Annotated in this window: 21 protein-coding genes; all 21 read right to left on the bottom strand. The window is 56.1% G+C overall.

The window, feature by feature from the left end:
• Positions 1-36: 36 nt before the first annotated feature.
• A complete protein-coding gene (locus tag MCG44_RS07025) occupies positions 37-666 on the bottom strand; it encodes a PrsW family glutamic-type intramembrane protease (protein ID WP_240287461.1) in 630 nt (209 codons plus the stop codon).
• A complete protein-coding gene (locus MCG44_RS07020; RefSeq protein WP_240287459.1) occupies positions 663-1289 on the bottom strand; it encodes a histidine kinase in 627 nt (208 codons plus the stop codon). The genes MCG44_RS07025 and MCG44_RS07020 overlap by 4 nt, the downstream gene beginning before the upstream one ends.
• Positions 1276-1638, bottom strand: a complete 363-nt coding sequence (locus MCG44_RS07015) for a DUF4179 domain-containing protein (RefSeq protein ID WP_240287457.1) — start codon at positions 1636-1638, stop codon at positions 1276-1278. The genes MCG44_RS07020 and MCG44_RS07015 overlap by 14 nt, the downstream gene beginning before the upstream one ends.
• Positions 1625-2173, bottom strand: a complete 549-nt coding sequence (locus MCG44_RS07010; RefSeq protein ID WP_240287455.1) for an RNA polymerase sigma factor — start codon at positions 2171-2173, stop codon at positions 1625-1627. Before MCG44_RS07010 ends, MCG44_RS07015 begins: the two co-directional genes overlap by 14 nt.
• 53 nt (positions 2174-2226) lie before the next feature.
• Positions 2227-2436 (bottom strand): helix-turn-helix domain-containing protein, encoded by a 210-nt coding sequence (locus tag MCG44_RS07005; protein ID WP_181446422.1) that lies wholly within the window; start codon positions 2434-2436, stop codon positions 2227-2229.
• Positions 2437-2827: 391 nt separating this feature from the next.
• Complete coding sequence (locus MCG44_RS07000) at positions 2828-4252, bottom strand: relaxase/mobilization nuclease domain-containing protein (RefSeq protein ID WP_240287453.1); 1425 nt, start codon at positions 4250-4252, stop codon at positions 2828-2830.
• Positions 4253-4305: 53 nt separating this feature from the next.
• Complete coding sequence (locus tag MCG44_RS06995; RefSeq protein WP_240287451.1) at positions 4306-4620, bottom strand: hypothetical protein; 315 nt, start codon at positions 4618-4620, stop codon at positions 4306-4308.
• Positions 4621-4627: 7 nt separating this feature from the next.
• Complete coding sequence (locus MCG44_RS06990; RefSeq protein ID WP_240287449.1) at positions 4628-5602, bottom strand: nucleotidyl transferase AbiEii/AbiGii toxin family protein; 975 nt, start codon at positions 5600-5602, stop codon at positions 4628-4630.
• Positions 5589-6350: a type IV toxin-antitoxin system AbiEi family antitoxin domain-containing protein gene (locus MCG44_RS06985; RefSeq protein WP_240287447.1), complete on the bottom strand. Its 762-nt coding sequence runs from the start codon at positions 6348-6350 to the stop codon at positions 5589-5591. Before MCG44_RS06985 ends, MCG44_RS06990 begins: the two co-directional genes overlap by 14 nt.
• Positions 6351-6476: 126 nt before the next feature.
• Entirely contained in the window at positions 6477-6764 is a 288-nt protein-coding gene (locus MCG44_RS06980; protein WP_101069706.1) for a CD1845 family protein, read from the bottom strand.
• Positions 6765-6890: 126 nt separating this feature from the next.
• The gene (locus MCG44_RS06975) at positions 6891-7229 is read right to left on the bottom strand and encodes a plasmid mobilization protein (RefSeq protein WP_240287445.1); all 339 of its coding nucleotides are present in this window, start codon (positions 7227-7229) and stop codon (positions 6891-6893) included.
• 3 nt (positions 7230-7232) lie between these two features.
• A complete protein-coding gene (locus MCG44_RS06970) occupies positions 7233-7730 on the bottom strand; it encodes a DUF3849 domain-containing protein (protein WP_240287443.1) in 498 nt (165 codons plus the stop codon).
• A complete protein-coding gene (locus MCG44_RS15115) occupies positions 7730-15223 on the bottom strand; it encodes an SNF2-related protein (protein WP_412531153.1) in 7494 nt (2497 codons plus the stop codon). Before MCG44_RS15115 ends, MCG44_RS06970 begins: the two co-directional genes overlap by 1 nt.
• Before the next feature lie 1070 nt (positions 15224-16293).
• The gene (locus tag MCG44_RS06955) at positions 16294-16647 is read right to left on the bottom strand and encodes a TnpV protein (protein ID WP_240287441.1); all 354 of its coding nucleotides are present in this window, start codon (positions 16645-16647) and stop codon (positions 16294-16296) included.
• 764 nt (positions 16648-17411) lie between these two features.
• Positions 17412-17642 (bottom strand): transposon-transfer assisting family protein, encoded by a 231-nt coding sequence (locus MCG44_RS06950; RefSeq protein WP_240287439.1) that lies wholly within the window; start codon positions 17640-17642, stop codon positions 17412-17414.
• Position 17643: 1 nt separating this feature from the next.
• Positions 17644-19824, bottom strand: coding sequence for a YodL domain-containing protein (locus MCG44_RS06945; protein WP_240287437.1), 2181 nt, complete (start codon positions 19822-19824; stop codon positions 17644-17646).
• Positions 19825-19990: 166 nt separating this feature from the next.
• On the bottom strand, positions 19991-20356 hold the full coding sequence (locus tag MCG44_RS06940; protein ID WP_240287435.1) for a cysteine-rich VLP domain-containing protein: 366 nt from the start codon (positions 20354-20356) through the stop codon (positions 19991-19993).
• On the bottom strand, positions 20349-22391 hold the full coding sequence (locus MCG44_RS06935; RefSeq protein ID WP_240287433.1) for a type IA DNA topoisomerase: 2043 nt from the start codon (positions 22389-22391) through the stop codon (positions 20349-20351). Before MCG44_RS06935 ends, MCG44_RS06940 begins: the two co-directional genes overlap by 8 nt.
• Positions 22379-22567, bottom strand: a complete 189-nt coding sequence (locus MCG44_RS06930; protein WP_240287431.1) for a hypothetical protein — start codon at positions 22565-22567, stop codon at positions 22379-22381. The genes MCG44_RS06935 and MCG44_RS06930 overlap by 13 nt, the downstream gene beginning before the upstream one ends.
• Entirely contained in the window at positions 22564-23598 is a 1035-nt protein-coding gene (locus tag MCG44_RS06925; RefSeq protein ID WP_240287430.1) for a CD1107 family mobile element protein, read from the bottom strand. The genes MCG44_RS06930 and MCG44_RS06925 overlap by 4 nt, the downstream gene beginning before the upstream one ends.
• Entirely contained in the window at positions 23591-23830 is a 240-nt protein-coding gene (locus MCG44_RS06920; RefSeq protein ID WP_007883194.1) for a DUF4315 family protein, read from the bottom strand. Before MCG44_RS06920 ends, MCG44_RS06925 begins: the two co-directional genes overlap by 8 nt.
• Positions 23831-23838 lie beyond the last annotated feature (8 nt).

Here is a 23838-nt window from a genome sequence, read left to right as displayed (position 1 = left end):
CCGCCAAAAAGCAGCTCTCAGGGAGTGGATATTCAATTATTTCCTCCGCGATAAGCGGAAAACAGACAATCTTCCCGCCGCCACCAGCAGCACCGGCAGGGCGTAGGCGATGTACTGCGCCGCGCCGCCGTAGGCAATCAGCAGGTTATAGATGGCGTGGAGGGTGATGGCCGCACCCAGCAGCCCACAGGTGCCCGCGACCTTCAGCCACGTCCGCTGCCACGTATACGCCAGCCCGCCGCCCACGATCAGTCCGCAGAGGACGTGCATCGCTCCCGTGCCGAAGCCCCGGAAGAAGATGAAGGAGAAGCGGTCCGCGCCGTTCTGGATCAGATAGCACACGTTTTCAAAGGTGGCGAAGCTCAGGGCAACCGTGATGGCGGCGGGCTTGATTTTATCTCCCTCCGGCTCGAACACCAGAAGATAGAACACCAGCGGCAGCAGCTTCATCATTTCCTCCACCACCGGCGCGATCTCCGCCGTGGCGGCAAGGGCGTCCGCCCGGCATACCGCCGCGAGGAAGGTGTTGATATAGGCTGAAAGCAGGCACACGCCCATTCCGGCAATGCAGAACAGGAAGAAGCGGAGCTGCCGCCTGCCCATGCACAGGGCAGCCACCAGCAGCGGGGATACCATGCAGAGGAAGATATTTTCGATGTAGGTCATGCGTCCACCGCCTTTCTCATGGCGGGCAGCAGCCCCAGAATGGCAAGCGTCAGCAGCATATCACACCAGAAGGTGGGGCTCGCCGGTGAGGTATCCGGCCAGAAACAGCCCGCCGTCCACAGCAGGTACTCCGAGACAACAAAGCACAGCACGCCGATGTGGAAATACCGCCTATTCCGCGCCGCGCACGTCTGCCCATTGGCGTATACCAGCCCCCGGATGGCGCAGTAAGAGAGAACGATCATCATGCCGCACCAGATCAGGTTGGAGAGGATGTCCCCGAAGGTGCAATAGAACGCCAGCAGCGGCACACCGAACACAGGCGCAAGCCATGCCCTGCGGCAGCGGAAGGCGCGTTCCTCTGGGGTGGAGAGCGTGGCCTGCAAAATGCGCAGGAAAATGACGCTGGCCACCCAGCCGAACTCCGACACATAAAAGACGCGCGGCGTGGTGTCGAACAGCAGCAGATACAGCGTCCAGTAGAGCGAACCAAGGGCAAAGCAGCCGTAGAAGCACAGCAGCAGAAAATACGCCTGCCTGCGGCTTTTCCGGTAGGAGATACCCGAAAGCAGCGCACCCACGAACGTGACCAGCAGTTGCAGCAGGTTCTCAATCAGCTCCATGCGTATCCTCGCTTTCCTCGTTCTGCCCGTCCTCACGGCTCATCTGCCGCAGCCGGACGCACAGAACGGTCACGCACACGCCGAGTAAAAACGCCAGCAGCCCGATGACGATGTATCCCAAGGCAGCGCCGCCGCCGTACATACTGGCCGCCGTTTCAAAGCCGGAGTAGTCGCCTGTCTGGATGCTTGCGGCAATGCCGGGCATGGCGAGGGACGCGCCGATGAGCAGCACAAGACACGCCGCCACGGCAGAAGCCATGGTGATCGTATTGCGCCGCAGCCGTTTTTCCCGCTCAATTTGGGCGATGCGCCGCTTCGTCTCCGCGACGCGCTCCTCATGACTCCGCATTTGTGATTCCCTCCCGTTCCAGCAGCCTTCGCAGGCTCTCTTTTCCGCGATACACCATGTTGGTGATCTGCTTTACCGTTTTCCCCGTGACCTCCGCCGCCTGCGCGTAGCTCATATCCTCAAAATAGGTAAGATACAGGACTTCCCGATAGTCCGGGTTCATTTCGCTCATGCAGAAATGTAGGATGCGGTTTCGCTCCTCCGTCCGGATGACCTCCTCCGCCAGCAGCCGCCCGTCCGGCTCGTCTGCAAGCGCATCAAGGCTGAACAGGGGCTTTCGCTTGCTCTTATGGCGCAGCGCCATGTGGCGCGCGGCCTTATAGAGATACGCCTTGAAGCCGCCGTCCCGGATCTTCGGCTTTTTGGTGAACAGATAGGCGAAAACATCCAGCATCAGCTCCTCCGCCTCGTGAACGTCGTGCAGATAGCCGTCGATATACAGGGTCAGGGGGTCACCGTATTTCTTCATCAGGGCCTCCAGCCCCGCGTCGTCGCCGCTCAGATACTGGCGGTATAGGGTTTCGTCGCAGGTCATAGCGTTCACTTCCTTTTTGCGGATGCTTCCAATTCCAATGCGGAGGGGATTCGTCAGGTGCTTGTCCTGCCGGAATCGCGGTGCTGCCCCTTGAAGCGCGGGTCGGAGGGCTTTTCCGCGTTTTCCGGGATCGCCCATGAGCGCCCGAACCGGGACGCGCCGGGGATCCGCCCCTCGGCGCAATATTGGTTGACCCGCCGCTCCGACACGCCCCAACGGTAAGACGCCTCCCGAATGGAGATATAGCCCTTGATCCCGTTCATACCGCACCTCCGCATGGATAATACTCAACACGATACATTATATACGAATATCCGAAGAAACACAAGGCATCCGGCGAAGTGTTCAGAGAAAAGTTACGGATAAGAGCGACATTTTTTGAAAAAGTCCTCCGAAACTGGCCAAAACGCCCCTTTCGGATTGTAGTATGGGTAGAGGGGAAAACGGGGGTACGAACGGGGGCAAGAAAGCGGCAAGCAATGCAAAGCGGTACCCACTTTGCAAAAACAGGCGGATTCCGTTTACACGGAGCCCGCCTGTTTCATGCTTGTTGGGGCGCTGCCCCAATCCCCGCAGAACACAAAAACTGTGTTCTGGAACGATGGATAAATCCATCGGCTGCGCGATTTTGCAAATCGCTTATGGGCAGGCAGCTCAGCGCTGCTCTGCCTCTTTTTCCCGTCGTTCATTCGCTTCCTCCTGCTCCTTGTCCAGCTCCAGAATACGGTCGATATTGGCCTTGGCCGTCAGCAGCTCTTTCATTTCCTCACGGGCTTTTCGGTAGTCGGCGTAGGCCGCTTTCTTCTCCGCCAGCAGCTCGGCGTACTCGGTATTCAGCGCCTTAATGGTGGGCAGCTTCTTGAGGCCAAGCCCATCAAAATAGTTCTTTGCGGCCTTGTGGATCGTGACCTCACTTTCATGCTCTGCAAGAAATTTCTTGGAGTACCCGGCCTTGCGATAGGCAACGTAGGTGTCACGGGTCTTGGCGTAATTGACAATATGCTTCCGCAGTACGGCAATCTCAGCCATGCGCGTTTCCGCAGACTTGATCTTTGCGGAAAGGTCGTTGAAACGAGCGGACGCTGCCGCCGCTTTCTCCGAGAGGACGGCGTAATCTAAAAGCTCGTGATCTTGCAGATAGGCCACCGTCTGCGCCATCTGTTTCAGGTTAAATAACGTCGCCCAACGCGCATAACCGGCACCCTTGCCCGCACGTAATTTGGCCTGAATGTCCACCAGCAGATTCCCGCTGCGCTTTTCCGGTTTGACCGGCACGGCGGCGTTCTTTCTCGGCGTATGCGCCTTTTCACCTGCAATCATCGCACGGAGATCTGCGGGAGTATAACCGTCACCGAGGGTATCCATGCGAATGGACTTTTTCTGTTCGCCGCCTAACAGGGACGGGACTTTCTTGCCCTTGACCTCATACCCGGCCTGCCTCAGCAGCTCCAGCAGCGCTTCAAAGCTGTCAGGCTTTTGTGCCAGCGCATCGTCAATGGCTGCGCAGATTCGCTCCCGGTGGGAGGGCTTCTTCTTGTCGCCCAGCCACTTGTTGTAGCTTTTGCCGTGGCGCTTCGGATTCTCCACGATGGAGTAACCATTCTCGATGCAGATGGTATCGTTGAGCCGCCGCACAGCGCGGCTGCTGCCCCAAAAGTTTCGGAATTTCCGAGTCTGATTGAGCGCGGTGGAGTTCCAGATCACATGATTATGGATATGGGATTTGTCGATGTGGGTGCAAACGATGTAAGCATGGTTGCCCTTGGTGAACCGCTTGGCCAGCTCACAGCCCAAACGGTTTGCCTCCTCCGGTGTGATCTCTCCGGGGATAAAGGACTGCCGCAGATGGTAGGCAATCACATCATCCTCGCCGCGCATTCTGCCGGTCTTTTGGATGTACTGATTCTTGGTGAAAAGAAACTCGGCATCGGCGATCCGGCTGTCGCATTGCCAGCTCGTAATCAGCCTGCCGCCGTCCGTCTTTTGCGGATTTTCGGTGTAGTCGATGATGGCGCTGATGGCCTGTCCCACCGTGCGGCCTTTGCCGGTGTGCAGGGGCATCAGGCGCGTGGTTGCCATGTTGGACACCTCCTTGAAAAGTAAAACGGCCTGACGTAGCAGACCGCTTTACACTATTCTATTTCTTCTGCATCATCCAGCTCATCACAAGTGTGCGTGTATCCAAAACGCACTTCGTATTGCTGCTGGGCAAGTGCTTTGACCTCGGTGCGGCGATCATGCGTCCTGCGCCTTAACCAATCTTTTTGTTCTTTGGAAAGCTGCCACGGAAGATTCAGCAGCCGGTTGATTGCCAGCATCTCAGCTTTCTTTTCCGGTGGCAGAGTAGAACAGGCTTTGCAGATATGGGCGGCATGACCTTTGCCAGAGAATTTTTCGTTTGCCTTATACTCGCCGCAGATTTTACAGTAATGTCCGTGCTTCTTCATACTGGCCTCAGTCCGTTTCTGCTGCGGGCTTATTCTGCCTATCGCTGCATTTCCAGAGTGCCATCGGATGCTGCCCGATACGAGCGAGAATATCTGCGTCTTGGAAAAGCAGCTCCGGGCGATATTCCTGCTGGCCGAACGAAGTCCAGAAGGAAAGCTCCCGTTCGTCCGGTATCAGCAGTTTTTCCAGATAGGCGATAACCTGTTCATGCGCCTGCTGCGCATCGAACCAAGTGCCACGGCGCAGCACCGGGATAAGGTCGGTTTTGACACGCTGCTGGGACACCGAGGCGATCTGCTCGAAATGGAATCGGTCTGGAACGCTGTCGGAGCCAATGGCGCTATAAAACATGACACACTTTTTCAGCATGGGTTCCTGCGATTCGTCAAACAGTCCATACTCCATCATTGTATGTATGTCGTAGAGGTCGCGGGGAGCTGCGCGGTTGAGAAGTGCAACGATCTTTGAACCGTAGATTTCCAGCGGATCGACGCTCAAAACAGTAAGCTCCTGTTCCAGCCAAGGCAGATTGACCGTCCTGCGCACCGGCGCTAACACATGGCAGCGAAGCATATAATTGATCTCGATTTTGAGGTTGTCTTTCATCCCGCCAGTATTTTGATACTCATAAACAAAGGAGTCCAGAGCGTGATACGTTTTGGATTTCTGGCTCAGATGATACCCTGCGGCGGTCATGTATTTACTGATCCGCTCCGTGATCTGCTTCCGTATTGCAAGCATTTCTTCACGGGAAACATTCTCAGAAAAGTCCATGTCGATGTCAACAGAGAGCCGGGGTAAATTGAAGATAGTCAGGTTAATGGCTGTTCCGCCTTTCAGCGCCAGCGCGTTGGAAAGCAGCTCATCCTTTTGAATAAAATCCAGTACATCGGCCAGACGGCAAACCTTTTCAAAGGTATCACGGACGAAGCCCAATTCACGGGCTTTCTTGCCCAAGGTCATTCTGTCAAATTGCATCATAGTCTGTTACCCCTTTATCTATCATGTGCATCAGATTTTTCGGTGCATACAGCTTCCATTCCTCGTGCCAGATGAAGCCTTGGCTCTCGCTTGATAAATAGGATTTTCCTTTCGGGAGGTGCGATTTGCACATGGCAAAAAAACTATCAGAGAGGCCGAGGCTGGCTGCAAAGGCGGACAGAATATAGCCCGTTTTTTGATAGAGAAAGCCGCTTTTATACTCCGCGAGGCAGGCCGAAAGCGCTGCTTCATCCAGCGCGGGGATCAGCGCAAGGCAACGCAAAAGTTCTTCCAGCCCACCGATTTTCTCAAACAGATTGATAGAATCAATCACCGTCCGCTCCAGCGTTGTGACACGGGTGCCGTTTATCTCGGTGATACCGCCAGTAATGCGCGGGGCAATCCGCCGGTATGTCACGCCGTCGTATTCAAAATCCCGGAACCGGCTCTCGCTGGTCACTTGCGTTTCGTAAAAGACCTGATTGCTGTAACCATAAAACTCGAACGCGCTGTGATACGACACGGCGGCATCGTTACTGATGTGAGAGGCGATCACATAGCGGTTGGCAATGGGCTGTTGAGTTTCCAGGCTGATAGCAACATACAAATCCCGCTTTACGCGCTCAATGTAGCCTTTCTTTTGATACTCCCGGCAAAGCCATTTGGCCGCAGCTTCGCTGCCGGTAATCTGCTCCAGATCGTTTTTGCTGAAACAGCCTAATTCCAGTAGCTTCTCATAGTGCTTCATAATGCTCACCTCTCTAACGTTCGTAGACATTATAGCACAGAGAGGTGGTTTTTACAATCTCTTTGAGTAAAATCAAAAACAGTATTTATGAAAAAGCAAGCCGAGGCGTTCGCCCCGGCTTGCGCTTTAACTATGGATGAAGTTTTTCATGGCAGCGTTCACGTCTTGCAGCTTGCCAAGTCCCTGCACCGCCAGCAGCGGAAGTCCCATCGGGCTGATCAGGAACGCCAGCACAAGGAGGATAATGCCGTTTTTTACAGAGTAGGTAATCATCACGGCGATGGCCAACAGGGAGAGCAGGCCGCTTGCCAGCTTGAACACGAAGCCGGAGCAGGACAGCAGCCCCGCGCACAGCCAGACGAACAGGGACAGGATAAGCGATAGCGGCACAAGGATAATTTTCAGAATAGACATTTGACGGCCTCCTTTTCAAAGACGTTATGCTTTTCTAATATCAGAATACCATGACAGCACGCGCTTTGCAACAATGCGGGGCTTTTGTGCGGACAGGGGCGGCGGAATAACCGCCGCCCCTGCGACTTATTTCAGCGCCGCCAGCGAGGAAACGATTTTCTCTGCCGCCGTCCATATCCGTTCCTGACTTTGCTGAATATCCTCCAGATCGGTTTCGTAGATGCGGCCTGTTTCGTGAGCGCGGCGGGTAAGCTGGTTGAGGTTGTTGCTGGAATACCGAAGCAGGGACACCAGCTCCCGCAGCTCCGGAAGATCGAGCTTTACCACATATCCGTCAATCGCCATTTTGCGGAGATACGCCGCCATGTTGGAGGTGCCGAACTGTGCCATCTTTGTTTCAATCATTTCCCGTTCCTGCGGCGTGACGCGGAATTTGAGCTGAATATCCCGTTTGCGCTTTGCCATCGCTCAGCGCTCCGGGACTTTGGACTTCGCCGAAATTTTCGGCGAAGTTGTTTCAGGCGGCTTTTTCAGCTTATTTCGGACAGAGGTTTTCTGCCGCTCCTGTGCGTAGGCTTTTCGGGTCTGGCTGAGAAACAGATCGACCAGACCGGGATGGCTGTTGACGGCCAGATAGCAGTTGCGGTCAGTACCCCATGCGTCAGGATTGGCGGGGATGGACATGGCGTTGGCCCAAGCCCTGTTGTCGGGAGAATAGCGTCTGTCCCAATCCGCTTGACAGACGGTAATGGCAAGGACATGGAACGTGCGGTCATAGCCGAACTGCTGCACTACCTGATCGACCGCTGCTGTATCCAGCCGGTTATCCCGGTAGTGGTCGCGGATGGCGGTTTCAATCGCTTCCTTGCAGGCCGTGTTCGCCTGATTGGAAGCTCGGTAGGCCGAAAGCTCGTCATGCTCTCTGGCATAGGATGCCGGGTGCTTGTAAACGGGGAGATTTTTCATTATCGTGCCTCCATTTCTTTTTTGTGGGGCTTTTCCGGTGTGCCATGAACGGGCGGCGCTTTCAGCCTGTCCAGAACGGAAGGCCGCGTCGATTTTGCAATCGCCTGCTCAGGCTGCGGCTGTCCCTTGCCGTCCAGATTCAGCTCCATATCCAACTCAATGAGCCGCGCAGTTTTTGCGGCCAGCTCCTGCTCCTGCGGGAACGGCTTACCGACCTCGGCCTTTGCCGCCGCCTGCTGGTTATAGAGGTTTTCAAGCTGCTCCTGAACGCTGCGCAGACGCTCCGGCATTTTATCCAGCGCGTTCTCGATGCGGACAAGGTTGCCTCTGGCATCCGAACCGAGTTCAACACGATGGGTCATCTGGCCTTTCAGCGTCAGCGTGTACGTTTTCCACATGGAATCAAAAGCAACGGACATGGTAAAGCCGCGATAGCTGCCGATCTGTACTGGGTCTTTGCCCTTGACCTCCTTGCAGGTGTCCAGCAGCGCGGCACCGGCGTTTTCCTTATCGGTGAGCCGGTCGCCGCGAATCTCCATGCCGACAAAGCCCTCTGCCGGGAGCGGATGCGCCGCGAGGGTCTGCATATCCGCATCCAGCCCACGAACAAAGCCCTTGTGTTCTTCTATCTTTTCCGGGAAGTATTTCAGCAGACTGTCCTCCAATCGGAATTGCTTGCTGTTGTGGTCTGCTTTCATAATTTTGAGCTTGGACACCTCAATGTCCAAATCCATGCGCTCTTTGATGCGGGGATCACCGGCACACAGCGCCTTGATCTCCGCAAAGGACAGCGCCGTAGCGTCCACGTCCTCACAGGAGCGAACCGGGGATTTTGAGGTCATGATCTGAGAGATGAATTTCTGTTTATTCTCCACCGTTTGCCAGAGGTAGGCGTCAAACGTCCCTTCGGTCACATAGCGGCAGACATGAACGAGCTTGTTCTGATTGCCCTGACGCTCGATGCGGCCTTTTCGCTGTATGAGATCACGGGGACGCCACGGGCAATCCAGATCGTGAAGTGCGACCAAACGATCCTGCACGTTGGTTCCCGCGCCCATCTTGGCCGTGCTGCCCATCAGGACGCGCACTTGACCGCTGCGTACCTTTGCGAACAGTTCCCGCTTTTTGACCTCCGTGTTGGCATCGTGGATGAACGCGATTTGCTCCGGGGGCATCCCGGCGGCTATGAGCTTTTGACGCACATCCTCATAGACCGTAAACGGCGTGTCAGAGCTTTCTTCCAACGGAATTGCACTCTCCAGCGCACGGATTTCCGGGCTGTCCAACGTACCGGGAGAAGCCTTTGCTGCCCGCTGCGAGGGTGCGGTCTTTGGCGTAGAAATGTCGCAGAACACAAGCTGTGTCAGCTTTTCCTCCTCACCATCGCGCCAGTATTGGAGAATGTTCGCCACACACTGATTGACCTTGGTGGTTTCCTCGTCGGGGAGCATGGGATTGATGATGCGCTGGTCAAGCCCCAGCTTGCGTCCGTCCGAGGTGATTTTGAGCATATTGTCCACATCCGGGCTGACCGCACCGCTGTGTACCTTGGACGCTCGTTCCGAGAGAGCTTTCACCATGTCCTGCTGGATCTGTGTGGGTTTGGTGGCGATGGTGTGATACGCAACCTCCGGCGTGGGTAAGTGGAGCTGATCCGCCGTTTTGATGTCGGCGACCTCTTTGAACAGATTCATCAATTCGGGCAAGTTGAAAAATTTTGCAAAGCGCGTCCTTGCCCGGTAGCCGGTTCCCTCCGGGGCAAGCTCCAGCGCGGTGGTGGTTTCACCAAAGCGGCTTGCCCAGCAATCAAAGTGGCCCATACCCATCTCTTGCAGCCGGTCATGCTGCAAATAGCGCTGGATGGTGTAAAGCTCTGTCATGGAGTTGGAAACCGGGGTGCCGGTGGCAAATACCACGCCGCGCCCGCCGGTCAGCTCATCCATGTAGCGGCACTTTGAGAACATATCCGAGGATTTCTGCGCATCGGTGGTGGAAAGCCCTGCCACGTTGCGCATCTTTGTATAGAGGAAAAGATTTTTATAATTGTCCGACTCGTCCACAAACATCCTGTCTACGCCGAGCTGTTCAAAGTAAATCACATCATCCTTGCGGTCGCTGGCTTGCAGCTTTTTCAGCCGCGCCTCCAGCCCCTTTTTCGTGCGCTCCAAGCTCTTGATGGTAAAGCTGTTGCCGCCTGCGAGCTTGGTATCCTGAATACCATCGGTGATTTCCTCAATCTGCTGGTGAAGGAGCTGTTCCTGCCGCTCCGGACTGATGGGGATACGCTCAAACTGGCTGTGGCCGATGATAACGGCGTCATAGTCGCCGGTGGCGATACGGGCGCAGAATTTCTTGCGGTTGTGGGTTTCAAAGTCCTTCTTGGTAGTGACAAGGATGTTGGCCGAAGGGTAGAGCCGCAAAAACTCGGACGCCCACTGTTCCGTCAGATGGTTCGGCACGACAAAAATGGATTTCTGGCACAGTCCCAACCTCTTGGATTCCATCGCAGAGGCTACCATTTCAAAGGTTTTTCCCGCGCCAACTTCGTGTGCCAGCAGCGTATTCCCGCCGTACAGCACATGGGCGATGGCGTTTTTCTGATGCTCTCGGAGGGTGATTTCCGGGTTCATACCGGAGAAAACGATGTGGCTGCCGTCATACTCGCGAGGACGGGTGCTGTTCATTTCCTCGTTGTATTGCCGTACCAGCGTTTCGCGCCGCTCCGGGTCTTTCCAAATCCAGTCCTTGAACGCATCCCGGATAAGCTGCTGCTTCTGCGCGGCAAGGGTGGTTTCCTTGGCGTTGAGGACACGGCGCTCCCGTCCGTCTGCGTCCTCAATGGTATCGTAGATGCGAATATCGCGGAGATTCAGCGCATCCTCCAGCAACCGGTAGGCGCTGGCGCGGTCTGTGCCGTAGGTGGTGAATGCCGCCACGTCGTTGTAGCGCACCATGCTCTTGCGGGAAACCTGCCATTCTGCGGTGTACGGGACATAGCTGATCTCGATCTGTCCGCGCAGATAGCGGGGCGTTTCAAAGGTTTCGTACATGAATTGCTCGATGTACTTCTTATCAAACCATGTCGCACCCAGCCGCACCTCAATCTCACTGGCTTCAAGGTCTTTCGGCTGGGCAGCAATCAGGGCGTCCACATTCCCAGCGAAGAATGGGTCGCGCGCTGCCACGCGCTGCGCGGTACGGAGCTTCTGCCGGACGTTGCCGGAGAGATATTCGTCCGCCGTCTGCCAGCCCTTCGCCCAATGCTCGCCGCCGTCCTCCAAGTCAAACGGGCCACTGTTTGGTTCCTTGTAAATGACGCCCTTCAAATCCTCAACGATCTGCGGGATTTTCTCGCTGCCGCCCATGAGGGTGGCCATAAAGCTGAGATCGACGCAGGCTTTTTCTCCGATACAGACAGCAAGGGCTTCGCTGGCGGTATCCACAGAATCTACGCTGCGCTGCTGCTTGATGGTGCGCTTGTGGAACATATCCGCCTTGCGCTCCAGCTTTCCGTCGTCGTCCAGCACTTCCAGTGAACACAGGAGATAGTAAGAGGAATCATCAGAGAACGCAAGACGGTTCGCCCGGTCATTGATTAGGCCATGTTTTGCGGAGAACGCATCATAGAGGCGGTTTAGCTCGGTCTGCGCTTCCTGAATCCGGCTTTCTGCGCTGTACTCGTCCATTTGCAGGGCAATCAGCTCATTCACGCAATCCCGCAGCGCGACCATGCCCTTGACACGCTCGGCGGCGGTGGCGTTCAGCTCCGGTTTGACCATGCGGCTGTTTTCCCGGTAGTACACCTCGCCGTCCACCACGGTGTAGGAGTAGTTTTTCACATTGGGGTCTGCGGGGATGGACGTGTCGATCTGTTCGCCCTCGCCCAGCTCTGGCAGTTCCGCCTCCTGATAGGTGCCGCGAATGTTTTTCACGGCATCATGGAGCTGATCTGCAAGCGCCAGCCCCTCAATGGGGACAACGGTGAAATCCTGCTTGCCGTATTGGGTGCTTTCGGAGGTCTGCCTGCCTAAAATCAGCTCCGGGTGGTCAACAAAATAGCGGTTGATGGCAAAGCCATCCTCGTTCTGGCCGAGGTGTACCCAATCCGGTTCGATCTCAATGGGACGGTCACGCTTTTGGAGAAAGAGAATGTCCGAAACCACATCCGTACCGGCGTTGGCGCGGAACGCATTGTTGGGCAGACGAATGGCACCCAGCAGCTCCGCCCGCTGCGCGATGTACCTGCGGACTTCGGGTGATTGCTTGTCCATCGTGTAGCGGGAGGTCACAAACGCGATTACGCCGCCCGGACGCACTTGGTCGAGGGTTTTGGCAAAGAAGTAGTCGTGAATGGAAAAACCGAGCTTGTTATAAGCCCGGTCATCTACCTGATATTGTCCGAACGGGACGTTGCCCACGGCGAGGTCATAGAAGTCTTTTCTGTCCGTTGTCTCAAAGCCTGCGATGGTAATGTCCGCCTTGGGGTAAAGCTGCTTGGCAATACGTCCGGTGATGCTGTCCAGTTCCACGCCGTAGAGCTTGCTGCCCTGCATCTGCTCCGGCAGCAGGCCAAAGAAGTTACCCACGCCCATAGATGGCTCCAGAATGTTGCCAGTCTGGAAGCCCATATTGCCGACCGCTTCATAGATTGCCTTGATGACGGTGGGGCTGGTGTAGTGGGCGTTCAGCGTGGACGCTCTGGCCGCAGCGTATTCCTCCGGGGAGAGTGTGGCGTACAGCTCTGCAAACTCGTCCGACCAGTTTGGCTTATTCTCGTCGAAGGCATCCGCAAGACCGCCCCAGCCCACATAGCGGGAGAGGATTTCCTGCTGCTCCGGGCTGGCCTGTAAGCCCTCAAACTCCAGCTCTTGCAGGAGGCGGATCGCCGCCATATTTGCCCGAAACTTTGCCTTTGCGCCGCCGACGCCGAGGGCATCATCGGTGATGTGAAAATTCTGCGCGTTGCGGTGGCTTGCCGCCTTGAAGTCAGCGTAAGCGGCCTGCTCCGCAGCGGCAACGCTGTGAAAGTCCTGCCACTCGCCTTCAATGGGGATGGATACCGCAGGACGGTGTGCGGGAGGCTCGTCGATCTCGGCCTGCGAGATGGCATCATCAAAATCAGGCACAAACTCGCCCATTTCCGAAAGCGCCGCTCGGCCTTCCTGCTCCAGAATCAGCCTTTCTTCCTCGTTCATAGCAGGAGGTTCAGGCTCGGCGGGTTCCGCAGAGGGCGGGTCATGCTCCGGTTCCGGGATGTGCAACGTTTGGATTTCTATGTCGTAGGACAAGTGCGTTTTCTCGGCAGGATAGAACGCGACGGGTTTGGTGACAGGCTGCGGCTGCTCCCGTTCCTGCTCTTCAACAAACGAGCGTATAAACGCAATGTGTTCAGCGCGGAAGATGGGAAAGCCCTGCCTGTTTTGAAAAGTCACATCGCGCAGAGATACTTCATCCGTGCCGAAATTTACGCTGTCAATGACAAACTTCCGTCCGTCAATCTCCAGCTCCATGCCAATGGGGATATACTCCTTGGCATCGGCCTCGTTGATAACATCATAGCCGTCGGTTTCATTTGGCTGCGCAAACACGAAGCTGTGTCCATGCTCCAGCAGCCGCTTTGCGGCGCTTGCCCATTGTCCAAAATCATAGCCGGTCACAGCGGTTTCGCCCATACCGGGAATATCGCGTTGCAGCAGGCGGCGATTCAAAGCGCTGGCGGCTCGTTCTGCATCCGCGCCATAAAAAAGCAGCCGTTCTCCGACACGGACACCGATGAGCTTTTCGGGATGCTCTGCACGAAGTGCCTGATATGCCGAAATATTCGGCGCAAGCTCACGACCCTGATCTGCAATTCGTGTGAGGACAGCAGAAACCGGTTCGGTTCTGTGTTCTGGATCGTGATTGCTCTCGCTGGAGGATGAAACGACGCTGAGATGCGCGACAGTTTCATCTGCGAAATCAACATTATAGAGCCTACCATCAATTTCCACGCGCTGCCCCATAAGGTTTTGACCCGCTTGCGGCGTCTCCGGGGTTGGCTGTTCTGTGTGCTGCGCCGCAATGACGCGCTGCGGCTCCGGTTCAGAAACCTCGAAATATCTGGTGTCGAGGTAGCGTTCAAAGGAATTGCGGTCGATGCTGACAGGTTCCTGTCCGGGTACGTTCGGTAACGTGTGCCAGACGTGATCTTCATCTACACGCGCGATAACGCCGACTGCTGCTATGTGGTCTAACTCTATGGATGAAATGCGATCTCCAATATGATAAGTATAGCCAAGCGGTGTTGTAAACGCCGGAGGGGATAGCTCAATTCCCATATCCCGTTTGATGCCATCCAAGTAAGCAATGGCGTTATTCTGTTCTGCAAAGCGGAGCGTTTGTTCCCCATCTCCGCAGAACCGTTCCAACACCTCATCCCAAATGCCGGTAATTCCGCCCTCGCCGGGATGCAGACGAATGGAGTATCGGTCAGGTGAAAATAACCGCAGTCGCTCATTCTCATCGTAAAATTTATTCTCGCGGATGAGCTGTGCCAACCGCCGCTGTACCTGCGCCCATGTGAGAGTCACCGGCTCGGCGTTTCCTACATGGATATACATGGGAGTTTTGCTATCTTCCCAGCCATATTTTGCAGCCAGCCATGCGGCGGTGCTGCGTTCTCGCCCATGCGCCTGCATATATAGTGCGACTTCCTGCTTGCCCTTTAGGTTGTTGTGCCAATCCAGAAGCGCGTTGTCAATGTCCTCCTGTGTGATCTGATAGGGAGAGGGTGCGACCGTCGCTGCCAGCGTGGGATACAGTTCCTCCAAAAGCTCCTGATGCAGCCGGTTATGGAACGCGGGCATATCAAAGTACAGGCGGACAAGCTGGAGATCATCAGATGCCGTGACAATACGACGGATAGCGTCCGCACCCTCCAGATAAGCGTTCTGGCGGTCTGAATTGCGGCAGGCATTGACAAAAGCCGTATCTTTGGAAAGCTCGTTGCCAACGGTCAGCTTGTACCCGTCAAACAGCTCCCGTACCGTGGGCTGCGTCACATCGGCGGCAGGATCATGGAACACGTTGGAACCGTCAGCGCCAAACTCCGTTTCCTGTACGTCGATGGAGGCTTCTGCTTCATGGTCAATAGAGCGCAGCGTGTAAATGTGGCGCTCACCTCTAAAGTCTGGCGCTTCGGCAATCGTCACATCATACTTATCGCGCAATTTCTCTACATACATCTCTAAATTGTGCGCCGGAACGCCGCACATTTCCACACGGCCAGCGCCGGGGATATTGCGGGTGGTCAGGTTCATATCCAGTAGCTCCACCGCCTGTTTTGCGTCCCCGCCATACATCTCAAAGAAATCGCCCACCTGAAACAGCACGATGTTGTCCGGGTGGGCTTCCTTGATGGCGTTATAGCTGTCGTAGGCGGTGTTTCGCACCACATCCTGTGCCTGCGCCTTATCATAAAGCGCCTGTTCGTCTGGTGTAAAATAGCGGTTCATCCGAATCAGCTCAGAGATACGCGAAGCGACCTTGTTCCAATTCATCTGAACATCTGCACAGCCCGCTTTTTTTAGCGTGATGCCCTTGCTGCCGTGATCTTCATAGCTGCCGCTTTCTCTGGATACGGCATGGGTATGCCCGCCGATGCCGTACTCCTTTTTCAGAAAATCGGCATTCTCCTTGGGAGTGTGCGAAGTCTGGAAAAACGCATAGATGCGGGTCTTTCCACCCTCAAAGCTGCTCCCGTTTGCAAGAGAAGCCGCAATTTCATCTTCGGTGATAAACCTGCCGGTTTCTGGAATAGCCTCCATATCTGAGCGGAATTCCTTTCGCGGAAGGGACAAATCTTCCAAACGTGTGAGAAGTGCCTGCGACTTGTGGTAATGGAAGCGCAGCAGCGCACGGTTTTCGCGGTAGGCGTCCATGAATACCTTGTATTCCGACAGGAGCCTTTCCCGGAACGCCGGATTCAGCAGATCGTCCGTCAGACGCTCCGTTTCCTCTGGAAAGCTGGTGCTATGGATATTACCCAAGCAAGACAGATACCCCAGCGACTTTGCTTCATCCGAGAAATCGTGATAAAGGTTCCAGACATCCACAGCAATACCCAGCCGCTCATAGCGCGGGGCTTCCGTGACCTCAAGATTGGTGGCAAATGCGCCGCCGTCCAGAAGCTCCTCAATACGCTCCGCCGCATCTGCCCAGCCTATCACTTGGGCAGAACGAAGATAGCGAGAGGTATCTCCGGTTGCAATATGGATACCATCGTCCCCGTACCATGCGGAAAGCCTGCCGTTATCCGTAATCAGGCCGTTGCCGCCGTGGTAAAGAGCTTTCAGAAATGCCGCGCAATCCTCTAAAGGTTTTTGCTTGGAGAATTCCGCAGCAATTTTCATCCGCGCTGCATCCGCATTACCGCCCGCGCGCAGGATGTGGTCAATATCATCCTGAGAAATGAACATAGAAAAAGCGGAGGGTGTTACACTCTCCGCTTCTGCGATGGATTGAATTTGTTCTGCCTCTGAGAGGAAGAAGGACATCTGCGCTCCAGCAGGGGCATCGAATATATTTAGCTGAACACCAGTTCCGTGAGGATCGTTTCCTCGGCCTGCGCTTTCAGCGTGTTCATCAGCCCTACCCACTTCATCGGGTCGCTGGCTTTCAGCGATTCCGTCACGCCCGCCGACTTCATCAGCTCCGGCATCATCTGTTCCAGCCGGTTGTTCGCCGCCTCGTCGATCTCCCGCAGATGGGGGTACAGCTTCTCGGACAGCAGCAGGCTGTTCCACAGCACCGGACGATGCTCCTTCAGGTAATTCTTCCGCATCCTGCCGTACTTGCCCAGCGGGGCTTGCGGCTGCTCGGTCAGGCTCAGGTCGGGAATCAGATAATCCCCGCTGCGGGTGTAGGTCAGTTCGCTCATGGCTTTCGCTCCTTTCCGCGAGTTTCTCGCGCTCGTAATTCTTGATGGTGATTTCGATCTTCCGCAGCACCAGCTCGCTGGACTGGCTGATGGCCGTTCCAAGGGCGGCGACAGTCTGCGGGGTATTGAAATCAAAGACGTTTAGAAAATCCTCATGCTCGAAGTAATCTCCCGGCTGCATCCCACAGCGGGACAGCAGCGCATAGGTGGTGCTGACAACGGCGGCGTTCCGAAAAGCGGCTCCGATGTTGAAATCATCATAACCTTCCAGAAAGGAACCGTCAACGATGCCGACAATATCGCGCCAGTTGTCGTGCCAGTATTCATCTACAAGCTGCGCCGCCACACGCTCCATCTGATCGGCAAGTCCGTTTTCACCGGAAACGTCAAAGCGCTGTTCCAGCGCCGCAGATACCACCTCACGATGCTCCTGCCGGTATTCCCAAAGATAAGGGCGGCGAGAGTTCTCGCCGCCGCTGGTATCGGAAACATCGAATACATATCGGAGTTTGGGTTGGTCGCTGCTGGTATCCACAAGGGCGATGCCCTTGCTGCCTCGCCGCACATAGCGGCGCATCTGCTTATTCCAAAGGTCGTATCCCGCGCAGGCCGTGGCTTCCGGGCGCTGGGCGAAAATCATGAGCTGTTCATTGTAGGGGTACTTATACAGCCTTGCGGCGGTGGTCAGAAATGCCGTCCACTTCTGGTAGCTTCCCGTGATCTGCTCCGCCGTGCGGTCTGCCATCTGCGCATAGAGCTGTACTTTACTCGGCATCCATATCCTCCTTTTCAAAATCGGGGAACAGGTCAAGCGCGTCATATTCCTCGTTGCTCATCCTGCGCAGCTTTGCGATGGCGCTGTCCGTCAGCTCCCGCAGCTCCGTTTCATCCGCAGCGAGGTAGCCGCGCATTTCCTCCAGCGCCGCGATCAAGCCCGTGCGGGTGCCGGTGTTGTAGAGGCTCATAAGCTGCTGTTCTTCAAAGGTGATGTTCATATCAAAGCTCCTTTTCCGCGCTCTTTTTGGGCGCTGTTTTGTGTGGACGTTCTTGGGCCGGTTGGCTTTTGAGCTGCTCCAGCACAGATTTCTTCTTTTCCCGGTGTGCCGCCTCTGCCAAATCCATCAAGGAGATGGACATACCGGCCTTGACCTGTGCTTCAAGGTCGGCGATGGTGGGCTGTTTGGGGCCGTTGTTGATAATGCCGTCGATCATGCCGTAATCGTCCTCCATCGACATCTCGGCGGCTTTCAGGTAATTCTCCGGTTTCTGAAAGGCGGGCAGCTCCTGAAATCCCATACTGTCACAGTAGTGATAGGATACCTTGCCGTCCTGTTTCAGCGCAACGATGTCGCTGACGGAGAGGCTGTGTCCCACAAAATCACCGGGGCGCTCGTCGTTGAAAATGTAGAAGAAGTTTTCAAGAATTCTGCCGGTATCATCGTCCGGGTACACTTCACGGGTATAGACAGCTTCATAGTTGGCCGGATCAGGCGGGGCGCTCAGACGGTCAAGACTGGCAAAACGCAGCTCGACCGGCGCATCCCGGCGCAGTTGGTAGATCGCCATAGCATCGGTGGGGCTGTTCAAAAAACGCTGCTCCACATCGCGGGGAGGGATATGGCCTTTGACCGCATCCCAATCCGGTCTTGTGATGCCGAACATTCCGTCGTGCTTGATGATGTCCTCGGCCTCAAAGACCATTTCCTCGGCGTTGCTGGGATGGAGCATATAAACCGTGATGTCATGCTCCAGCAGCTCCAGTGCCCGATCCTTGGAAAGCGGGAGCATATCACTATCCATATACCCATAGCTGCGCATATCGTCCACCGTCAGCGTGGGGTCAGGCATCGGGGTGGCCTGTTCCAGCTCCGGGAGCATGGTATCTGTATCATCGGTGGGAACAACGACTGCGCCGGTGATCTGTTCGCTGTCCAAGGGCGGCGTAATCTGCGCCTCCTGCAAGTCCTCCAGAATTTTCATATCTGCAAATGTCACCTTGGTTGGTGTCATGCCCTGAATGGCAAAAACCTCCGTTCGGACAGCCCCGGCAACAGATGCAACCGGCGAATCTTCAATGGCGCTGCTGTCAATAACACCGCCATCCAGCAGCTTTTTGCTTTCCTTGTCGTAGAGCGAATAGTCCCAACCGCCGTCTGTATGCTGCACATGGAGATATACCGAGCCATCCACAAGATAAAGCGCTTCGTCTGTTTGTGTGGCGCTCACTTCTTCACGATTGATGCCGCGCTCCTTGCAAATCTCCGCAAAGTGCCGGTCAATGTCCGTAATCAGCTCGGAGGCAGTCTTATTGATGGTTTCCAGACTGGCGCGAAGCTCTTTCAGCTCCTTGCCCTGTGACCATGTGGCGATATAGCCGAAGCTGTTTTCTCCCGTTTCAATGCCGTAATACTGGCAGACCGCATAGGAGATGCTTTCGGCCTCGACCTCCTCGGTGTTGCGGCTCTTTTCGCCGGGGACAAGGATCGTCTCGCCATCGTCCGCAAGCTCCGTCATGTGTTCATAGTCGTGGAGCTTGGCGTGGGCGATCTCGTGGACGGCGGCGCATACCGTCTGCACCTCGCTCATACCGGCGCGGATGGTGATGCGTTGCTCCTTAATGCTGAAAAATCCGTCTGTGTCATGCGCAACGGGCTTTATCTCTATGGGGACGGGAGAGGCGCGGCGCAGCGCCTCCATGAAAACCTCATACTGCTGCACATTGCCGCTCAGATCGGCGGCAAGCTGGGGCAAGGGCTTTCCCGCAGTCTGCGACACGTCAAAGACGGATACCACCTTGAACATGGGAATACGGATTTCCTTTTCCTCAATGATGGCCTTGCCGTCCGCATCCAGCACCGGCGCGTTGGTTTCCGGGTCGGTCTTGATTTCCTCGACCTTTTTCTTATAGGGCGTGGGAGCGATGATGCGGATACCTTTTTCACCTTTCAGGACGTTCCTGCCGAACTGATTGCGCCACTTGTTGAAGCCCGCCACATGGGTGGCGTCGGGGCGCTGCATATAGATGAGCATGGTATTATTGACCGAGTAGCGGTGAAAGCGGCTCATGGTGGCAAGGTACTTCCGGTACTTATCGCTCTCGAACAGCTCCTTGATGCCATTTTCGATGCTGTCAACGATCTCCCGCATCCGGTCTTTGTTGATTTGCTTTTCAGCCATGATGATCTCCTTTCAGAAAAATAGCGCCCCTGCGCAGAAGAAAATACATCCTGCACAGGGGCAATTCTCCGCAGATAGAGGCCGTTTTTGCGCTTGCGGATAGAATGACGCAGCCGCTTGCAATCCGGCACGGAAAAAGCCTTGCAGCATGGGGCTTTTTCGGCTCCTATTTGCGGAGGTTCCAGTATTGTTCACGCTTGCGTTTGGCGTCCTGCTTTCTCCGCTCCCGCTTGGCACAGGTGGGGCAATATTTGGCGCGGTTGGAGGAAGAATAGACCGGCTTGCCGCAGACGGCGCAGCGCTTTCCCGGTCTTTCCCGCATCACATCGGCCAGCAGCTCGTGGTCGGTGGGAAGCACCGCGTTTCGGAACCAGTTGCACAGCAGCGAGTAGGAAATGCTCTGTACGCAAACACAAGGCTCTCCATCATCCAACGCGAGGCAGTTGCCGTGATCGTAATTACAGCAGAGCTTCCGAATGAGCTTCTTGGAGCGGCGGAGCTGCTTGTGATCCATACGCGGCGCATCAGCCATTGTCGAACACCAGCTTATAGCCCGTGCGCTGCCCATCGTCCTCCAGAAGAACAACGGCATCATAGGTCTTTCCGGTCTTTTCAGAATAACAGCCTTTCAGCGGAGCGCGGCCATTCTTCAGAAGCGCGGCGGCAATGGATTTCGTCAGTGTCTTTTTCTTGGCGGCGAAGAATCGGCTGTTTTTCCAGAGAACAAAGGAACAGTCACGGTTCTCGCAGAAAAAGCCCTTTTGAGATTCCGTCACCTCGGCTCCACAGCGTGGACACTTGCCGACCACCTCGCGCCCGGAGGGGAACAGGACTTCCGCACCGAGGATGGGCTTGTAGGTCTGCACCAGCTCATTCAGCATGGCGGCGATCCCGTCCATAAAACTGGCCGAGGCGATTTCGCCGCGCTCGATCTCTTTCAGGCGGTGCTCCCATTCAGCGGTGAGCTGCGGAGACTGGAGCTGTTCGGGCAGAACGGTGATAAGCGCCGTGCCGGTGGAGGTGGGCAGCAGATTTGTGATCTTCTTGGACTTCCTGCGCTCCACAAAACCGGAGGACACCAGCTTTTCAATGATACCGGAACGGGTCGCCGGAGTGCCAATGCCCTTGCGCTCGGCATCATCTGGCATATCCTCCTTGCCCGCGTTCTCCATCGCAGCCAGCAGCGTATCCTCGGTGAAGTGCTTGGGCGGCGTGGTTTTTCCGGTCTTGACCGATGCGGCAGATACGGAAAGCGTCTGATTCTCCGTTACCACCGGCAGCGCGGGCACTGCCTCTGCCTGCTCCTGCTCATAGCGCTTCCAGCCGGGAGCAAGGACGGTTTTTCCCTTGGCGGTAAAGCTCTGACCGGCACAGTCCACCGTAATGACCGTTTCCGCGTAGCGATGTGGTTCATCCACCGCACGAAGCAAGCCCCTTGCCGCCAGCTTCAGCACCTCGCGCTCACCCAGCGGCAGAGAGGCCATGTCTACCTTTTCCGCGCTGATGGTGGGAACAATGGCGTGGTGATCGGTGACTTTTTTACTGCTGCATACCTGCTTGGCGCAGATGGTCGGAGGCTTCTCCATGCCGCAGACAGCGGCAGCGGCGGCGACAAGGCCGGGGACGCTGCCCTCCATATCGTCGGTCAGATAGCGGCTGTCGGTGCGCGGGTAGGTACAGAGCTTCTTTTCATAGAGCGCTTGGAGATAGTCGAGGGTCTGCTGAGAGGTGTAGCCGAGAACGCGGTTGGCGTCGCGCTGGAGAGAGGTCAAATCGTAGAGCGCAGGCGCTTTCTCAGACTTTTCCTTGCGCTCCACACTTTTGACGGTTACTGTCTTGCCCTTGCAGGCGTTGGCGATGGCATCGGCGTCCTTCCTGTCCTTCATTCTGTCTGTCGTGGAGGGAAAGCCGCAATCGAGCTGGACGGTGTAGAACGGTTCTGCCGCAAATGCGGAGATCTCCGCCTCACGCTGTACCAGCAGCGCCAGCGTGGGAGACATGACGCGCCCGATGTTCAATGTGCGGCCATACGTCAGGGAGAAATACCGCGTGGCGTTGATGCCCACCAGCCAATCGGCCTTGGCGCGGCAGAGGGCAGATTGATGCAGACCGTCATAGTCACGCCCAGACTTAAGCTGCTGGAAGCCGCTGCGGATGGCATCATCCTCCATGGAGGAAATCCAAAGCCGCAGGATAGGCTTGGAGCATCCCGCAAGGCAGTAAACCGTGCGGAAGATCAGCTCACCCTCGCGCCCAGCGTCGCAGGCGTTGACCACCTCTGCCACATCCTCCCGGCGCATCAGCTCCCGCAGAATGTCAAACTGGTTCTGCTTGTCGGAGCGGATGATGAAGCGGAACGGGGCGGGAATGATGGGCAGCGCCGCCAGCGTCCATTTGGCATCATCGGCATTGTAAACGGCGGCGTCGGCCAGCTCTGCCAGATGCCCGAAACACCACGACACGATGTACCCGCCGCCCTCCAGATACCCGTCATGCCGTGATTTAGCACCCAGCACGGCGGCGATGCTCTGCGCCACAGAGGGCTTTTCGGCAATCACAAGACGCATGGTGCAGCCTCCATTCTCTTTACGTCACGGTAGCAGGGGCGGATGCAGTTCTGCCCGAAGCGCTTACAGCCATAGCAGAAGTGTTCCTTGGCAGCGGCGGGAGGGCTGTCCTCCCGCGCTGCTTTCGGCTTCTGCATCATCAGGCGTTCCAGCGGATTGTTGGTGAAATATCTCATGCGTCCGTATCCTCCGTAGTATCCTGTTCCGGTTCGCCCTCATACGGCTCAAACTCGTATTCGTCCTCGTCCTCGCCGTAGTCATAATCGTCCAGATCGGCGCTGCCCTTGGTCTGCGGCTTGGCCTTTTTCTGCTTGAAAATGTAGAACGCGGCACCACCGCCCAGCGCGACGATCAGCAGGACGACGAGGATGCCGCCCACGCCGCTCTTTTTCTCCGGTTCCTCGGCGGCGGGTTCTGTCGGCTCAGCGGGGACTTCGGGCTTTGCCTCCTTGCCCACGCACTCGGTCATGTTGACCGCGCAGACGGGGCAGGATGTATTGACCGTACCGGCCACGCATTTGGTGGTGCAGGAGCAAGCGGCAGGTGTTTCTTCTTCGCCGGTCAGCGCCATCAGGTCAGCCTCATCCACCTGATTTAAGAAGTGGACGGTTTCTTCACCCTCGTCATCCCGGTCAATAATCAGGTAGAACACATTGCCGTTCTTGCTTTCCAGCGTAATGAACTGCTTTCCGGCCTTGGTGCTGGTGCCAATATCGTCGATCAGCGTCAGATTGCCGTCCGGTGTCAGCGCGTCGCTGCCGCCCGTCATGCTGCCAACAAGGAGCTGCCAGAGGTCGGTCAGCTCTTTTTCATCAAACGGAAGCGTAATGCCGCCGATGCTCACGGTACTGTCGGCGGCGTCGGTGACGGTCAGATAGCTGCCGTACACATAGCCCACACGGGCAGGCAGCAGGATTTTTACCCAATCGCCATCCCTGCCAATCACATCGACCACCGTGCCGTTGGGGAGCTGCGTAAACGCGGTATTGTCCAGTCCCGCGCCGGTGCGGACGTTCAGGTTGCCACCATTGGTCGTAACCGTGCCGATCTGTTTTGTATCCTGTGCGTCTGCGGCGCAGCTTTCGGCGGCAGGCAGCGCATCATCGGGATAGTCGCCGCCGCTGGCAAAGGCGGAAACGGGGAGAATCCCGATGCACAGGAGCATCAGCAGCAGGCTGATATAAATGCGCGGTGTGTTTTTAGTCATGGTTCAACGCCTCCTTTTCCGAAGTAGCCGGTGCAGGCGCGGCCTGCATACGGCGGAACAGCTCGGCAAACTGTTCCATCGTCATGCCGTTCTCACGCACCATACCGATGATGTCGGTGTCCTCCAACTCACGAATCTGCTTTTCCAGCTCGCGGTTGCGGCCTTGCAGATCAGAGATTTTGCCTTTGTTCTTCTCCAGCTCTCCACGGAGCTTCATAATTTTCGGGTTCATATCGTTCA

This window comes from Lawsonibacter sp. OA9, from assembly GCF_022440585.1.
This window is presented reverse-complemented; position numbering and strand designations above follow the sequence as displayed.

What these genes read in the sequence shown, in the direction of transcription:
- MCG44_RS07010 (WP_240287455.1), bottom strand. Translation starts at nt 2,173, where the DNA reads ATGACCTGCGACGAAACCCTATACCGCCAGTATCTGAGCGGCGACGAC.
- MCG44_RS06920 (WP_007883194.1), bottom strand. Translation starts at nt 23,830, where the DNA reads ATGAACCCGAAAATTATGAAGCTCCGTGGAGAGCTGGAGAAGAACAAA.
- MCG44_RS06990 (WP_240287449.1), bottom strand. Translation starts at nt 5,602, where the DNA reads ATGATGCAATTTGACAGAATGACCTTGGGCAAGAAAGCCCGTGAATTG.
- MCG44_RS06950 (WP_240287439.1), bottom strand. Translation starts at nt 17,642, where the DNA reads ATGAACATCACCTTTGAAGAACAGCAGCTTATGAGCCTCTACAACACC.
- MCG44_RS06995 (WP_240287451.1), bottom strand. Translation starts at nt 4,620, where the DNA reads ATGAAGAAGCACGGACATTACTGTAAAATCTGCGGCGAGTATAAGGCA.
- MCG44_RS07015 (WP_240287457.1), bottom strand. Translation starts at nt 1,638, where the DNA reads ATGCGGAGTCATGAGGAGCGCGTCGCGGAGACGAAGCGGCGCATCGCC.
- MCG44_RS06930 (WP_240287431.1), bottom strand. Translation starts at nt 22,567, where the DNA reads ATGAGATATTTCACCAACAATCCGCTGGAACGCCTGATGATGCAGAAG.
- MCG44_RS07000 (WP_240287453.1), bottom strand. Translation starts at nt 4,252, where the DNA reads ATGGCAACCACGCGCCTGATGCCCCTGCACACCGGCAAAGGCCGCACG.
- MCG44_RS06975 (WP_240287445.1), bottom strand. Translation starts at nt 7,229, where the DNA reads ATGGCAAAGCGCAAACGGGATATTCAGCTCAAATTCCGCGTCACGCCG.
- MCG44_RS06980 (WP_101069706.1), bottom strand. Translation starts at nt 6,764, where the DNA reads ATGTCTATTCTGAAAATTATCCTTGTGCCGCTATCGCTTATCCTGTCC.
- MCG44_RS07025 (WP_240287461.1), bottom strand. Translation starts at nt 666, where the DNA reads ATGACCTACATCGAAAATATCTTCCTCTGCATGGTATCCCCGCTGCTG.
- MCG44_RS06970 (WP_240287443.1), bottom strand. Translation starts at nt 7,730, where the DNA reads ATGAAAAATCTCCCCGTTTACAAGCACCCGGCATCCTATGCCAGAGAG.
- MCG44_RS06925 (WP_240287430.1), bottom strand. Translation starts at nt 23,598, where the DNA reads ATGACTAAAAACACACCGCGCATTTATATCAGCCTGCTGCTGATGCTC.
- MCG44_RS06945 (WP_240287437.1), bottom strand. Translation starts at nt 19,824, where the DNA reads ATGGCTGAAAAGCAAATCAACAAAGACCGGATGCGGGAGATCGTTGAC.
- MCG44_RS06935 (WP_240287433.1), bottom strand. Translation starts at nt 22,391, where the DNA reads ATGCGTCTTGTGATTGCCGAAAAGCCCTCTGTGGCGCAGAGCATCGCC.
- MCG44_RS06985 (WP_240287447.1), bottom strand. Translation starts at nt 6,350, where the DNA reads ATGAAGCACTATGAGAAGCTACTGGAATTAGGCTGTTTCAGCAAAAAC.
- MCG44_RS07020 (WP_240287459.1), bottom strand. Translation starts at nt 1,289, where the DNA reads ATGGAGCTGATTGAGAACCTGCTGCAACTGCTGGTCACGTTCGTGGGT.
- MCG44_RS06940 (WP_240287435.1), bottom strand. Translation starts at nt 20,356, where the DNA reads ATGGCTGATGCGCCGCGTATGGATCACAAGCAGCTCCGCCGCTCCAAG.
- MCG44_RS07005 (WP_181446422.1), bottom strand. Translation starts at nt 2,436, where the DNA reads ATGAACGGGATCAAGGGCTATATCTCCATTCGGGAGGCGTCTTACCGT.
- MCG44_RS15115 (WP_412531153.1), bottom strand. Translation starts at nt 15,223, where the DNA reads ATGAACCGCTATTTTACACCAGACGAACAGGCGCTTTATGATAAGGCG.
- MCG44_RS06955 (WP_240287441.1), bottom strand. Translation starts at nt 16,647, where the DNA reads ATGAGCGAACTGACCTACACCCGCAGCGGGGATTATCTGATTCCCGAC.